The 14064-nt window shown below is 37.0% G+C and carries 12 protein-coding genes; all 12 read right to left on the bottom strand.

The window, feature by feature from the left end; translation table 11 throughout:
* Nucleotides 1–8: 8 nt before the first annotated feature.
* Nucleotides 9–1736 (bottom strand): SLC13 family permease, encoded by a 1728-nt coding sequence (locus H4J50_RS10660; RefSeq protein WP_182256294.1) that lies wholly within the window; start codon nucleotides 1734–1736, stop codon nucleotides 9–11.
* A gap of 159 nt (nucleotides 1737–1895) precedes the next feature.
* The gene (gene cysN, locus H4J50_RS10655) at nucleotides 1896–3299 is read right to left on the bottom strand and encodes a sulfate adenylyltransferase subunit CysN (protein ID WP_182256292.1); all 1404 of its coding nucleotides are present in this window, start codon (nucleotides 3297–3299) and stop codon (nucleotides 1896–1898) included.
* A gap of 105 nt (nucleotides 3300–3404) precedes the next feature.
* Entirely contained in the window at nucleotides 3405–4304 is a 900-nt protein-coding gene (cysD, locus tag H4J50_RS10650; RefSeq protein WP_182256290.1) for a sulfate adenylyltransferase subunit CysD, read from the bottom strand.
* A 134-nt stretch (nucleotides 4305–4438) separates the two neighbouring features.
* On the bottom strand, nucleotides 4439–6085 hold the full coding sequence (pgi, locus tag H4J50_RS10645) for a glucose-6-phosphate isomerase (RefSeq protein ID WP_220466164.1): 1647 nt from the start codon (nucleotides 6083–6085) through the stop codon (nucleotides 4439–4441).
* Between the two features lie 166 nt (nucleotides 6086–6251).
* Nucleotides 6252–7154 (bottom strand): UTP--glucose-1-phosphate uridylyltransferase GalU, encoded by a 903-nt coding sequence (gene galU / locus H4J50_RS10640; RefSeq protein ID WP_182256288.1) that lies wholly within the window; start codon nucleotides 7152–7154, stop codon nucleotides 6252–6254.
* A 422-nt stretch (nucleotides 7155–7576) separates the two neighbouring features.
* Nucleotides 7577–8743 carry a nucleotide sugar dehydrogenase gene (locus H4J50_RS10635; protein WP_182256286.1) on the bottom strand — a complete coding sequence of 389 codons (1167 nt, stop codon included), beginning with the start codon at nucleotides 8741–8743 and terminating at the stop codon, nucleotides 7577–7579.
* Between the two features lie 19 nt (nucleotides 8744–8762).
* A complete protein-coding gene (gene rfbB, locus H4J50_RS10630) occupies nucleotides 8763–9863 on the bottom strand; it encodes a dTDP-glucose 4,6-dehydratase (RefSeq protein WP_182256284.1) in 1101 nt (366 codons plus the stop codon).
* A 39-nt stretch (nucleotides 9864–9902) separates the two neighbouring features.
* Nucleotides 9903–10799 (bottom strand): dTDP-4-dehydrorhamnose reductase, encoded by an 897-nt coding sequence (gene rfbD / locus H4J50_RS10625; RefSeq protein ID WP_259366225.1) that lies wholly within the window; start codon nucleotides 10797–10799, stop codon nucleotides 9903–9905.
* A 30-nt stretch (nucleotides 10800–10829) separates the two neighbouring features.
* The gene (gene rfbC / locus H4J50_RS10620) at nucleotides 10830–11378 is read right to left on the bottom strand and encodes a dTDP-4-dehydrorhamnose 3,5-epimerase (RefSeq protein ID WP_182256282.1); all 549 of its coding nucleotides are present in this window, start codon (nucleotides 11376–11378) and stop codon (nucleotides 10830–10832) included.
* Nucleotides 11379–11642: 264 nt separating this feature from the next.
* Complete coding sequence (rfbA, locus tag H4J50_RS10615; RefSeq protein ID WP_182256280.1) at nucleotides 11643–12521, bottom strand: glucose-1-phosphate thymidylyltransferase RfbA; 879 nt, start codon at nucleotides 12519–12521, stop codon at nucleotides 11643–11645.
* Nucleotides 12522–12607: 86 nt separating this feature from the next.
* Nucleotides 12608–13438 carry a hypothetical protein gene (locus H4J50_RS10610; protein WP_182256278.1) on the bottom strand — a complete coding sequence of 277 codons (831 nt, stop codon included), beginning with the start codon at nucleotides 13436–13438 and terminating at the stop codon, nucleotides 12608–12610.
* Between the two features lie 44 nt (nucleotides 13439–13482).
* Nucleotides 13483–14064 (bottom strand): hypothetical protein (locus H4J50_RS19440; protein ID WP_220466163.1); only part of this gene is annotated, 582 nt, incomplete at its 5' end.

Here is a 14064-nt window from a genome sequence, read left to right as displayed (position 1 = left end):
ATTCCATCTTAAAAAGGAAATATTTGTGGTAACAACATTAACACCACAAAACTATAAGTAAGCGTTATCGGCCAACCAAATTTAATAAAATCAGCGACTTTATAATTACCGGCATTAAACACCATAATATTAGTTTGATATCCGTAAGGGCTGATAAAGCTTCCACTCGCACCAAATGCAACCGCCATCACTAAAGGCAAAGGGTTAACGCCTAAGCCAATGGCAATATTATAAGCAACCGGAAATACCAAAGCAGCAGCGGCACTATTAGTAATAACCTCAGTCAATAGCAAGGTAATAAAAAAAATCACAACTAAAGCAATTAACGCGCTTTTTCCTGCCAATAATTGTTCGATCTCATTTGCAAAAATAGCTGCGACACCACTATGTTCAAAAGCTTGTGCCAACGTTAAGGCGCCTAACACAATTAACCAAATTTCAATCGGGAAGCGACGTTTAATTTCATTCACGGTTAAACACCCTGATAAAATAAGCAACGCGAGATAAAACATTAAACTCGCCAGTAAACTTATGCTGGTAACCATAGTCAATGCAATGGCAATTATAAAGCCAAAAATAGCTAACGAGTCACGCCAACCTGACAGCATATTGTCAGGTTTATGACCTGATAAAATATAAAAGTTTTTTGTTAAGTTTGTTCGAGCACAAAAATCAGAACCAACCGCCAACACTAAAAAGTCGCCCGCTTGTACCGTAATATCACCAAGTTTACCTGATAGCGATGTACCTTCACGTCGAATAGCAACCACAGCCGCATCAAACCTTGCTCGAAAACCTGCAGATTTTAAGGTTTCACCAACAATGGCAGAATCAGGTTTAATTAATACTTCAGTTAAGTTCTCACGCAGTAAACCATCAAGCTGAGCAAATAAAGTAAGCCCATCAAATTGCTGTAGTACTAATACCTTACTAACGTCACCACTAAAGATAAGTCTGTCTTCAGGTTGAATAACCTCATCAGGCGTTACTGGTGAAATAAGTCTACCTTCACGCACTAACTCAACTAAGAATAGTGTATCTAAATTTCTTAAACCATTGGCTTCTATGCTCTTTCCAACAAGTTTAGAGTTTGGTTTTACCTGTGCTTCAACAAGATATTCTTTTACCTCTAACTGATCACTTGGCATATCAGCTAAGGTATTTTGACGTAGCAATATAACCAATAAGCAAGCAACAAGTGCAGCACCACCGACAAGTGTAAAATCAAAAAAACCTAAACTTTCTTGGCCTTGCTCAAGCCATAAAGAGTTAACAATTAAGTTAGTCGACGTACCAATTAAGGTTAACGTGCCACCGAGAATAGCAGCGAATGATAAGGGTAATAATAATTTACCGGGGTTAACGACGGTATTTTTTTTAACTACCGAAATTAAGGTAGCAACAACCGCGGTATTACTAATTAATGCTGAGCTTAAAGCGGTAAAACTGAGGGTTCTAAAACTGGCTGTAGTCGACTTGCCATTGAGCATTAATGCCGAAATACGTCTTATAATACTGGTGCGTTCATAAGCAAAAGAACATAACACTAATAGTAATAAAGTGACTAAACCAGGATTAACGGCATTACTTAGAATATCATCGGTGCTGACAAATGATGCCGCTAAACACAACAATGTAGTACTACCAAAAACACGTTCAGGTTTATTAGGAAAAAAAACCAGTCCGATAAGTGTTAATGCAAATATTGCAACAAGTAGCCACTGCGTTAACAACATAATGTAAACCTAACCCTGACTAAATAAATTTGTGTATATAAACAACTATTTTAAAATAGCTGTCAGCAAAACAAAAGCCTCTCAAACTAGACTCGTTGTTTTAACTAACAGCTGACAACTAAGTACTTATAGATAAAGAATAACTAAAAGTACCTATTACTATTTCAATAAATCACGCGCGCCCCAATGTGGGAAGTGCTTGCGAACTAAAGTATTCAACTCTTGCTCAAATGCTGAGTACTGATGCTCTTCTTGAGCTTCAAGCGCTCCGTTTATCATGCCTGCACCAACTGTAACATTACTCAATCGGTCGATGATAATGAAAGCACCCGTTGCCTTGTTATCGCCATAAGCATCAAAATGTAATGCTTCGGAAACTTCCATATGCACAACACCAATTTCATTCAATGCTAATTGGTCAACATCAAAATTCTCTAGTGTATTAACGTCGATACGGTGATCAATTTTTATAGCATGACCAGTCGTTAGCTTACTACCGTGTTTAATATAATATTCACGGCCTGGCTCTAATTCGTCTTCATGCATCCAAACAATAGTGGCACTTAGCTCTTTCGCAGATGCTGGAAGACAGCCTTTCTTAACTATCATTTCACCACGGCTGATATCTATTTCATTTTCAAGCGTTAAAGTAACAGCCATTCCATGATCAGCACGATCAATTTCACCTTCAAAAGTCACAATTGATTTTATCTTGCTTTCTTTACCTGATGGTAGCGCAACTATTTCATCACCAACGCGAATATGGCCAGAGCCAACGGTGCCGGCAAAACCTCTAAAATCTAAGTTTGGTCGGTTAACATATTGCACTTGCAAGCGAAATTGTGTGAAGTTCTTTTTGTCATCAACTTTAATCGTATTTAATAACTTCATTAAAGTGGCACCAGGGTACCAAGACATTTTGCTACTTTCTTCAACCACATTGTCGCCATTTAAGGCTGAAATTGGCACAAAGCGAACATCTTCAAAAGCTAAGTCGTCAGCAAACTTACGATAATCTTTTTTGATTTCTTGATAACGGTCTTGGCTATAATCAACCAAGTCCATTTTGTTAACAGCAACTAAAACATGTTTAATGCCTAACAATGAACAAATAAATGAATGACGACGAGTTTGTACTTGCACACCGTGGCGAGCATCAATCAAAATAATAGCGAGATCACAAGTTGAAGCGCCTGTTGCCATATTTCGCGTATATTGCTCATGGCCAGGAGTATCAGCAATAATAAACTTACGTTTATCGGTCGCAAAATAACGATAAGCCACATCAATAGTAATGCCCTGCTCTCGCTCTGACTGTAAACCGTCAACTAACAAGGCTAAATCAATCGCTTCGCCAGTAGTGCCCGACTTTTTACTGTCGTTTTTAATTGCCGCTAATTGATCTTCAAAGATCATTTTAGAATCGTGTAGTAATCGGCCAATTAAGGTACTTTTACCATCATCAACGCTGCCACAAGTAAAAAAGCGCACCATTTCTTTATTTTCATGCTGCTTCAAATAAGCTTCAATATCTGTTTCAAGTAAGTCTTCTGTCTGACTCATGTTTTTTCCTTGGAAATTTCTACTCGACAAATTGTCGAATTAAATAAAATGCTAATACAGTTCAATAAACTGAAATAAGATGAAAAACTTTTTTAAAGCTTCGCTTTAAAAATAACCTTCCATTTTTTTCTTCTCCATTGAGCCTGATGAGTCGTGATCAATAACACGGCCTTGGCGCTCAGAGGTTTTTGTTAATAGCATTTCTTGAATAATTTCAGGTAACGTAGCTGCTGTTGATTCAACTGCACCAGTTAATGGATAGCAGCCTAAGGTTCTAAAGCGCACACTTTTCATTTGTACTACTTCATCTTTACCAATAGGCATACGCTCGTCATCAACCATAATTAAGCTGCCGTCACGCTCAACTACTGGGCGTTTTTCAGCTAAATAAAGTGGCACAATTTTAATGCCTTCTAAATAGATATATTGCCAAATATCAAGTTCGGTCCAGTTCGACAACGGAAATACGCGAATACTTTCGCCTTTATTAACTTTACCGTTGTATATATTCCAAAGCTCAGGACGTTGGCTTTTAGGATCCCAACGATGGTTTTTATCACGAAATGAATACACTCGCTCTTTTGCACGAGATTTTTCTTCGTCACGACGTGCGCCACCAAATGCAGCGTCAAAACCATACTGGTCAAGCGCTTGTTTTAATCCTTGGGTTTTCATTATGTCAGTATGCTTAGCACTACCGTGTTCAAAAGGACTAATATTCATGGCAATGCCTTCTGGATTTTTATGTACCAGTAGGTCAAAACCATATTCTTTAGCCATTTCATCGCGAAACGCGATCATTTCTTTGAACTTCCAGTTGGTATCAACATGTAATAGCGGAAAAGGTATTTTTCCAGGTGCAAAGGCTTTTCGGGCAAGGTGAAGTAGAACGGCTGAATCTTTCCCAACCGAGTAAAGCATCACAGGATTATCAAACTCTGCGGCAACTTCTCGAATAATGTGAATAGATTCGGCTTCTAGCTTTTGTAAATGGGTTAAATGCATTGCTGTTCACTAATGGTGGCATAATATTATTGAGTAATATAATGCCACAGCCTTACGGCCTTATCCATATAAGTAAAAGCTTGTTTATATCAAAAAGGTATAACCAACAAAATTATATACTGTAAAGTTTAAAATTAAACTTTAGTTAAGTTATCTTTATAGCGGCGAATTAGCGCTAGCGTTGATGAAGAAAGCTTTTCACTTTCAATTTCAGCCATTGGTTGTGCCATAACACTTAGTACTTCACTACCTAACTGCTTACCTAATTCAACACCCCATTGGTCGTATGAATTAACTTGCCATAAAACGCCTTGAACAAAAATTTTATGCTCATAAAGCGCCAATAAAGCGCCAAGTGAATGTGGGTCTAACCTTTCCATCAAAATAGTATTACTCGGGGTATTACCTTTCATGGTTTTATGCGCAGCTAAACTATTTGCTTCGGCCTCACTTGCGCCAGCTTTTAATAATTCAGCTTTTGCCTGTGCTAGCGTTTTACCTTGCATTAGCGCTTCACTTTGAGCGAAGCAATTTGCCACTAAAGCATCATGATTCGTTAAATGTTCGCTGGTAGGCGCCATAGAAAGAATAAAGTCAGTAGGGATTATATCGGCACTTTGATGCATTAATTGCATAAAAGCATGCTGACCGTTTGTACCTTCTTGACCAAAAACCACTGGTGCGGTTAAATAATTAAGCGTTTTACCTTCAATAGAAACCGATTTACCATTACTTTCCATATCAGTTTGTTGCAAATAGCCTGGCAAAGCTCTCAGCGCATGGTTGTAAGGCAAAATTGCTAAGCTTGGGTAACCTAAGCCATTTCGATTCCAAATACCCAACAAAGCCATGATCACAGGCATATTTTGCTCAAAGGCTGCATGTTTAAAATGCTCGTCCATCGCATGGGCACCCGCTTTTAAAGCGTTAAAATGCGCATTACCAATAATCAAAGCGAGTGGTAAACCAACCGCTGACCATAAAGAGAATCGACCACCGACCCAATCCCACATTGGCAAAATATTTTGCGCATCAATGCCAAATGCTGTTGCCGCCGCAATATTCGTACTCACTGCATACCAGTGCTGAGCAATAATGTCTGCAGATGAATAATGGGTATCAGTTAAAGCGTTAAGCATCCAAGCTTTAACAATGGTGGCATTAAGCAATGTTTCTTGAGTAGAAAAAGTTTTAGAAATAACCACCACGAGCGTGGTTGAGGCGTTTAGTTTGGCAAATTTTTCTTGTGCAGCATCACCGTCAACATTGGCAAGCACATGTGCTTTTAAACCTTTTTGATGATAAGGAACCAGTGCCGACAAGGCCACTTTAACGCCATAATATGAGCCACCAATACCGATAGCAAGAATGTCAGTAAACTTTTCACCGGTAACCGAACTAACCCTGCCTGAGTGCACATCATCAACAATCGCCGCCATTTTAGCTTCGGTATCAATAACCTCTTGCGCCTCTGCACCTAAAACGTCAACTTTCATCGCATCAGGCGCACGCAATACAGTATGTAATACCGCGCGTTGTTCGGTAGAATTTAATTCATCACCAGCAAACTGTGCTGATATTTTATCGGCCAGTCCAACTTGTTCAGCTAAGTTAAATAATGGCGTAAACTCGCAATCAACAATATTTTGTTTGGCATAATCTAAGAATAAACCTGCAGCCGAAACTGAATAGTTTTCACTGCGTTGAGCTTCTGAAAAAAGAGAAAAAATATTTCGGGTTAATGCCTGTTCGGTGAACTTTGATAAGTTTGTAATATCCATATATCTGCGCTTCTATTGAAATTATTAATTGAAGAATAAAGTCGTTAGTTACATCATCAAAGCCTAACGAAAATCTAACCTATATACCTAAACTTTTCATTCTCGTTAAACAAAAAACTGCCAGAACACAGCTGACAGTTTTTTATTTAAACGTTCTATCGTTTATTTAGGCTTTAACTAAAGCTTTTATATAAGCTTTAAACTCAGTCGCTAATTCAGGGTGACGTAAACCATATTCAACATTGGCTTTCATATAACCTAACTTAGAGCCACAATCATGTGATTTGCCCGTCATATGGAAAGCTTCAACGGTTTCTCTTTCCATTAACATAGCAATAGCATCTGTTAATTGAATTTCGTCACCAGCACCAGGAGGTGTTAGTTTTAACAAGTCCCAAATTTTTTCAGACAATACATAACGACCAACCACAGCTAAGTTAGATGGTGCATCTTCAACTGCTGGTTTTTCTACAACAGCAGTCATAGGTTTTGACTCGCCTGGCGCCAATTCAACGCCACCACAATCAACCACACCGTAACTGCTCACTTGGTCCATAGGTACAGGTTCAACCATAATTTGGCTGTAACCGCCTACTTCGTTGTAACGGGTTAACATGGCTGCCAAATTTTCAGTTTTTAAATTTGCCGTAGCATCATCTAAAATCACATCAGGCAACACCACAACAAAAGGTTCATTACCTATAATAGGTCGAGCTTTCAATACCGCATGCCCCAACCCTTTTGCTTCACCTTGGCGAACATGCAAAATGGTAACATCTTTCGGACATATAGCTTGAATTTCATTAAGTAACTGGCGCTTAACACGCTTTTCTAACGTAGTTTCAAGCTCAAATGACTTATCAAAATGGTTTTCAATCGCATTTTTAGAAGAGTGTGTAACTAAAACAATTTCTTTAATACCGGCAGAGATACATTCATTAACAATGTATTGGATAAGGGGTTTATCAACAATCGGAAGCATTTCTTTTGGAATAGCTTTTGTTGCTGGCAACATCCGTGTTCCTAAACCCGCGACAGGTATTACGGCTTTTTTGATCTTATTTGGCATTTTTATCCTTATTTGCAACTTTTAATTCATTGTATGGATTGTTTATGGTCTTGTCATGAGCTTTATAGGTGAAAAATTTGAATCCATACTTTCCATTACTAGAATGAATTACCGCGTTAAAATTCGCTTCAAACGATCACAAAAAAGTAAGCTAAAGCTAAAAAACACAGTTCAATCAACATAACTTCTCAAAGCAATACTATAATTTAATATAAAAAGGTCGGAAAACCGACCTTTTTATATTAATGATTATATATATTTAAAATACTTTTAGCTACGGGCAATATTTATGAATATTGCTCAGCTATTCAGTTTTGGTATGTGCCATCCATCACACTCTGCCACCATTACTCATTATTCAAATAACAAGCAACGGTTTTAGCAATGCCGGTTTCAAACGATTCTTTCGGTTGATAACTTACCTAGTCACTACCAAACAAATCTCGTGTATAAACTTTATTTTTAACATCTTGCAATTCGTCAACCATTCTATTAGAAACAATCACATCACAAGACTGCTTAAACTCATTTAAGTCTTTAATTACTTTAGAGTGAAAGAATTCAACATCTGTAAGTGCCGGTTCATATACAACCACTTCAATACCCTTTGCCTTAATGCGCTTCATAATACCTTGAATTGAAGATGCTCTAAAATTATCGGAGCCCGTTTTCATAATCAATCTATACACACCAACAACTTTTGGTTCTCTACTAATGATAGAGTCAGCGATAAAGTCTTTACGAGTGGTATTTGCATCAACAATTGCACGAATAATATTATTAGGAACATTATTATAATTTGCTAATAACTGCTTGGTATCTTTAGGTAAGCAATAACCACCATAGCCAAATGATGGATTGTTATAATGTGAGCCGATACGTGGGTCTAAACCTACACCTTCAATAATATGCCTAGAATCTAAACCATGCGCTTCTGCATAACTGTCGAGCTCATTAAAATAGGCAACTCGCATCGCAAGATAGGTATTTGAAAAAAGCTTAACAGCTTCTGCTTCAGTCGAATCCGTAAATAATACATCAATATTTTCTTTAATTGCCCCCTGTACCAATAAATTAGCAAACACCTTTGCTCGTTCACTTTGTTCACCAACAATAATACGAGAAGGATATAGGTTATCGTACAACGCTTTACCTTCACGTAAAAACTCCGGAGAAAACATTATATTTTTGCAGTTGAATTCTTGTTTAATATTTTCAGTATAACCAACTGGTACAGTGGATTTAATGATCATCACTGCATTCAGATTTACCGACAAAACATCTTTGATAACAGACTCAACAGAAGACGTATTAAAGTAATTACTTTCTACATCATAGTCTGTAGGTGTAGCTATAATGACAAAATCAGCATCTATATAAGCTAATTTTTTATTAAAGGTTGCAGTAAAGTTAATAGGCTTATTAGCTAGAAAATTTTCTATTTCAACATCAGCAACAGGTGATTTCCTTTGGTTTAGTAAGTTAACTTTTTCTTCGATTATATCAACCGCAATAACTTCATTATGCTGCGCCAATAGCATAGCGTTTGATAAGCCTACGTAGCCGGTACCGGCTATTGCTATTTTCATTAATGATTCCTTTTAAAATTTATGAATATTGCTCTGCTATCCAGTTTTGATAAGAGCCATCCATAACACTTTGCCACCAAGCTTCATTATTTAAATACCAAGCAACGGTTTTAGCAATGCCGGTTTCAAATGATTCTTTTGGTTTGTAATTCAGCTCATTATTAGTTTTAGTCGCATCAATAGCATAACGACGGTCGTGACCAAGTCGGTCTTTCACGTAAGTAATAAGTGATTCAGTGTTTTGCGCCATTGCCGCTTTAGCTGCAGGAAAACGCGTAGCTAAATCTTTATTTTTAACAAACTCTTGTTCAACCAATTTTGAAATAGTTTTAACAATATCAATATTTGCCCATTCATTATCTCCGCCAATATTGTAATTCTCACCAACGCGACCATTTCGTAATACTAAGTCGATACCGTAAGCATGATCTTCAACGTATAACCAGTCACGAATTTGTTGACCATCACCGTAAATTGGCAGGGCTTTATCATGCAAAATATTAGTAATAACTAAAGGAATAAGCTTTTCAGGGAAATGATACGGCCCATAGTTATTAGAACAATTACTGGTAGTAACATTTAAACCATAAGTATGGTGGTAAGCGCGAACTAAATGATCGCTTGCCGCTTTACTCGCCGAATAAGGGGAATTAGGCGCGTAAGCTGTATCTTCGGTAAATGCAGGGTCAGTAGGTGAAAGCGTGCCATACACTTCATCAGTAGAAACATGATGAAACCTATGACCTTCAACAATACTTTCGCCGTCTAACCACACTTTTTTAGCGGCTTTAAGTAAGCTATAAGTTCCCATGATATTAGTTTCAATAAACGCATCAGGGCCAGTAATAGAACGATCTACATGCGACTCAGCAGCAAAATGTACTAAAGTATCAATACCATGTTCATCCAGTAAGGTTTCAATTAACGCTTGGTCGCAAATGTTACCATGCACAAAAGTAAAGTTACCTTCACCTTTTACACTGTCTAAATTAGCAATATTTCCCGCGTAAGTTAGCGCGTCAAGCACCACAACTTTATCAGCTGAATATTTTTCCATCCAATAATGAACAAAGTTAGCGCCAATAAAACCTGCACCACCTGTAACTAATAATTTTTTCATAATAATCTCTAATTAATAAACTTGGCTAACTCAGCCCAACTATGCTTCGCGCTCATTTTTTAACGCTGTCATCATATGTGTTAACTGTTCTTGCCAATGCATTAACGAAAGTGCTGGCAAAGCGTTAACTAAACTCGCTTTATCTAACACACTGTAATGAGGGCGCTCGGCTGGCGTTGGGTATTGTGCAGTTGTAATAGGTTTTATTGGGATTTTTTTATTTAATAAACCCAGTTCTAGTCCAATGTTTTGAATTGCTACAGCAAAATCAAACCAACTAGCCACACCAGTATCAGTATAATGATGAACGCCAACCACTTGGTTATGTAGACTGGCAATACAAGCTTGCGCCAAACCTTTAGCATAAGTTGGCGTACCAATTTGGTCACTAATAACACCCAACTCAGGTTTAGATGCCATTAAATTCAGCATCGTTTTTACAAAGTTATTACCGTGCGTTGAATACACCCAAGACGTACGAATAATAGCGCTATGCTCGGGGTAGATATTAGCAATTAACTGTTCACCTTGCGCTTTGCTCGCGCCATAAACACCTAACGGGTTTATTTCATCGCCGGGTAAATAAGGCGAACCTTTATCACCATGAAAAACAAAGTCTGTCGAAATATGTACAAATGGCACTGACAGCGTTTTGCACACTTGTGCTAAATTCCCCACAGCTGTGGCATTTAGCGCAAAGGCATTTTCAACATCACCTTCCGCTTTATCAACTGCGGTGTAAGCTGAAGCATTAATAACACCAAAAGCGTTATACTGCTTTAAACTGCTTACTAATGATGAAACATCTTGCAAATCAACATCGTCACGACCTAAACAAACAACTTCTTGTTCAGGTGTCGACAGTTGACTTAATTCCCAAGCGAGTTGACCAGACTTTCCAATAACGATTATTTTCATTGTGTTGTTTTTTGTCATTATCTATTTATTTATATTTAGCTAAGTATTTTATTTAAATGCAGGTGCATCTTTAAACAACAGCCCGACTTCATCTTTTGCAGATAACGAAGGTTTATTGCCATCGCGTAGCGGCCATTGAATATTTAACGCCGGATCGTTCCATAATAACGACACTTCATGCTCTGGAGCATAATAGTCGGTACATTTATAAACGAACTCTGCTGAGTCACTCATGACATAAAAGCCATGCGCAAAACCTTCTGGTACCCATAACTGACGTTTATTTTCGCCAGAAAGCACCACACCAACATGTTGACCATAAGTAGGTGACGATTTACGCATATCAATCGCAACATCATAAACTTCACCAGACGTAACTCGAACTAGCTTACCTTGGGTGTTTTTCAGTTGATAATGTAAACCACGTAATATGCCATGACTCGATTTACTGTGGTTGTCTTGCACAAAAGTGCGCTCTGCACATTGTTCAGTAAATTCATCTACACGAAAGGTTTCCATAAAAAAACCACGGTCGTCACCAAACACATTCGGCTCAATTATTTTAACATCCGCGATAGCGGTATCTATGTAATTCATAAAATCTCATCAAATACTAAAAACAGCTCACAGGGAGTAAACAAGGAGAACAACAAAAGGTGAAAATACTTAATATTATATAAAGACCTCTTTCTCTACTCATTCAGTCCTCCTTGTAAAATTTATAAAAAATTACTCACAGGGAGAAAACAAGGAGAGTAGCAGGAGGTAAGACAATTCAAGGGTTCCCTAAAAGGAAAAACACCCTACATCCTAAAACCTCTTTCCTTTCTCTTTCTCTCCTCCCTGTAAAAAATTAGTCCCTTAAAATACACGCTCTTCAATCAATTTTATTAAATATTCACCGTAACCACTTTTACGTAACGGCTGGGCTATTTCACGCAACTTTGCTTCACTTAACCAACCATTACGGTAAGCCACTTCTTCAGGGCAATTAACTTTTAGGCCTTGGCGTTTATCAATGGTAGCAATAAATTGTGCTGCCGCGAGTAAATCATCATGTGTACCCGTATCAAGCCAAGCCGTACCACGGCCCATAATTTCAACTTTTAACTCACCAGCTTTCAAATACTGATCAATAACTTCAGTAATTTCCAATTCACCACGCGGTGAGGGTTTTACATTTTTAGCGAATTCAACCACGCGTTCATCAAAGAAATACAAACCTGGCACAGCATAGTTAGATTTAGGTACTGCAGGTTTTTCTTCAATAGAAATAGCAGTGCCAGAATCGTCAAACTCAACAACACCGTAAGATTTAGGGTTTGACACATGGTAACCAAATACCGTACCGCCACTTTGTTGTGCATTAGCATTTTGAAGTGATTTCACCAAATCATGGCCATAAAACATATTATCGCCAAGTACTAATGCCGCAGGAGCGGCATCAAGAAACTCTTCCGCTAATATAAAGGCTTGGGCTAAACCGTCTGGGCTAGGTTGAACTTTATAAGAGATAGAAACACCAAAATTTGAGCCATCACCTAAAAGCTCTTCAAAACGGTGAGTTTCTTCTGGTGTTGATATAATGAGTATTTCTTGAATACCTGCTTGCATTAATGTTGCAAGTGGATAATAAACCATAGGCTTATCGTAAACTGGCATTAGTTGTTTACTAACAACTTTCGTGAGTGGATAAAGACGTGTGCCACTTCCACCGGCTAAAATAATTCCTTTATGCATTAACTACCTCTGTTAGAAAATTTAATATTATTAGTCTTTTTTCTACTGAAGACCTTAAATAATTTAAAGTTACACAATAAAAATTCTTAATTACACCGAGGGTGCTTCCCATAAACAAACCCTTTTAAGATATAGTACCCGCCCCAACCATCCTTTAAAAAAAATGATTTTAAAGTCATCCTGATAACACCATAGAGCCTGCCTATAGAAAAATAATTCCGTAATGTTATGCCAGCTTCAAGACTCCGTTCTCTAGTCCTAAACTTAACTACATTTGGCTCTTCAGATTCTAATCTAGATAATGAGTGCAATATTGCTGGTAAAACCGTAATGTCGTTGCAAAGCTCTAATGCATGCAATCTGATGAAAAATGACGTATCAACACCATAAAATGCGTACCTGTTATCAAAAGTATTACCATATTCTTCTGATATAAATTCAACAACGATTTTACTTAAAAGTAAACCACTCGCAATACTATATACTTTGTCTTTTTTTAAAAAAGGCCCATTTGAAAACTGACGACGACAAATAGGAAAAATATTTTCTTTATCAAACCTAATTATTGGTACCCCTATTTTGATAGAGTTCTGAGTAAGAATATCGTAAATAAACTTTTCATTCAAAAGAGTATCATGATCCAAATATAAGTAGTAATCAGACTCAAATGAGCCTGTAAATGAATTATATAGCTTCCCAATTGGTTTATTTTCAAGTGTTTGCTTGATAAACACACCTGTTAGACTTGCAGGAGCAATGTCTTTTTCAGTCCAGTATTCTGGCCCATTATTCCATATTGTTAGGTTAATACCAGAACCTAACGAACTTAAAAAAACACTAGAATTTAGCAAGCTTTGTATAGTTTTCGACTCAAGTGGCTTGCAGTTATAGCACAGGATTAAAATAGACAGTTTCATGAACTAACCTTAAATTTTCACATCAAATAATAGAGTAACAAAATTCATCGAACATTATAATTCCGCGTTCCGTTTTTTGCCACGCTTATGAAGTTTCCATATAAAAAATAAAAGAAATAAGAAGACTTATTCGCGTCCGTAGGTGATGAACCTAAACCAAAGATAAAAACCGAAAAAACCATGCAACTTATCCCAATATAAAGACCTAAATTAATTCCAGAATTGACTTTATTAATCTGATCTATTTTAATAAAAGAATCTATTAAAAAAATTAGTTTAGTTACAACAAAAAAAACTACTCCTATTAACCCATAATTATAAAAATAGTGTACATAAGAGTTTTCAATGATTACATACTTTAAAGGATACCCTAGTAAAAAGTTACTTTCTAATGTTACATCGAGTACTTCGAACTGATTCAGTCTAGTATTTGTTGAAGAATCAACCCCTCCTGAAACTAAAGCATTATAAAAGTTAGAAAAATGTAAAAACATATCAGGATTAAGAATAATTCCTAGTACAATTAAAAAAATTAGAAATGATAGGTAAAATAAGAGTTTTCTATTCCTTTTATAGTTAAAAAATGAAAAAACAGTCCAAATTACTACTAATAAAACAAATGATAT

Source organism: Colwellia sp. 6M3 (assembly GCF_014077595.1).
Classification (GTDB): domain Bacteria; phylum Pseudomonadota; class Gammaproteobacteria; order Enterobacterales; family Alteromonadaceae; genus Cognaticolwellia.
Note: the sequence above shows the minus strand (reverse complement) of the source record. Positions and strands in the feature narration are given on the sequence as shown.

What these genes read in the sequence shown, in the direction of transcription:
- rfbC (WP_182256282.1), bottom strand. Translation starts at nt 11,378, where the DNA reads ATGAATTACATAGATACCGCTATCGCGGATGTTAAAATAATTGAGCCG.
- cysN (WP_182256292.1), bottom strand. Translation starts at nt 3,299, where the DNA reads ATGAGTCAGACAGAAGACTTACTTGAAACAGATATTGAAGCTTATTTG.
- H4J50_RS10635 (WP_182256286.1), bottom strand. Translation starts at nt 8,743, where the DNA reads ATGAAAATAGCAATAGCCGGTACCGGCTACGTAGGCTTATCAAACGCT.
- rfbA (WP_182256280.1), bottom strand. Translation starts at nt 12,521, where the DNA reads ATGCATAAAGGAATTATTTTAGCCGGTGGAAGTGGCACACGTCTTTAT.
- H4J50_RS10660 (WP_182256294.1), bottom strand. Translation starts at nt 1,736, where the DNA reads ATGTTGTTAACGCAGTGGCTACTTGTTGCAATATTTGCATTAACACTT.
- rfbD (WP_259366225.1), bottom strand. Translation starts at nt 10,799, where the DNA reads ATGACAAAAAACAACACAATGAAAATAATCGTTATTGGAAAGTCTGGT.
- galU (WP_182256288.1), bottom strand. Translation starts at nt 7,154, where the DNA reads ATGCCAAATAAGATCAAAAAAGCCGTAATACCTGTCGCGGGTTTAGGA.
- cysD (WP_182256290.1), bottom strand. Translation starts at nt 4,304, where the DNA reads ATGCATTTAACCCATTTACAAAAGCTAGAAGCCGAATCTATTCACATT.
- H4J50_RS10610 (WP_182256278.1), bottom strand. Translation starts at nt 13,438, where the DNA reads ATGAAACTGTCTATTTTAATCCTGTGCTATAACTGCAAGCCACTTGAG.
- pgi (WP_220466164.1), bottom strand. Translation starts at nt 6,085, where the DNA reads ATGGATATTACAAACTTATCAAAGTTCACCGAACAGGCATTAACCCGA.
- rfbB (WP_182256284.1), bottom strand. Translation starts at nt 9,863, where the DNA reads ATGAAAAAATTATTAGTTACAGGTGGTGCAGGTTTTATTGGCGCTAAC.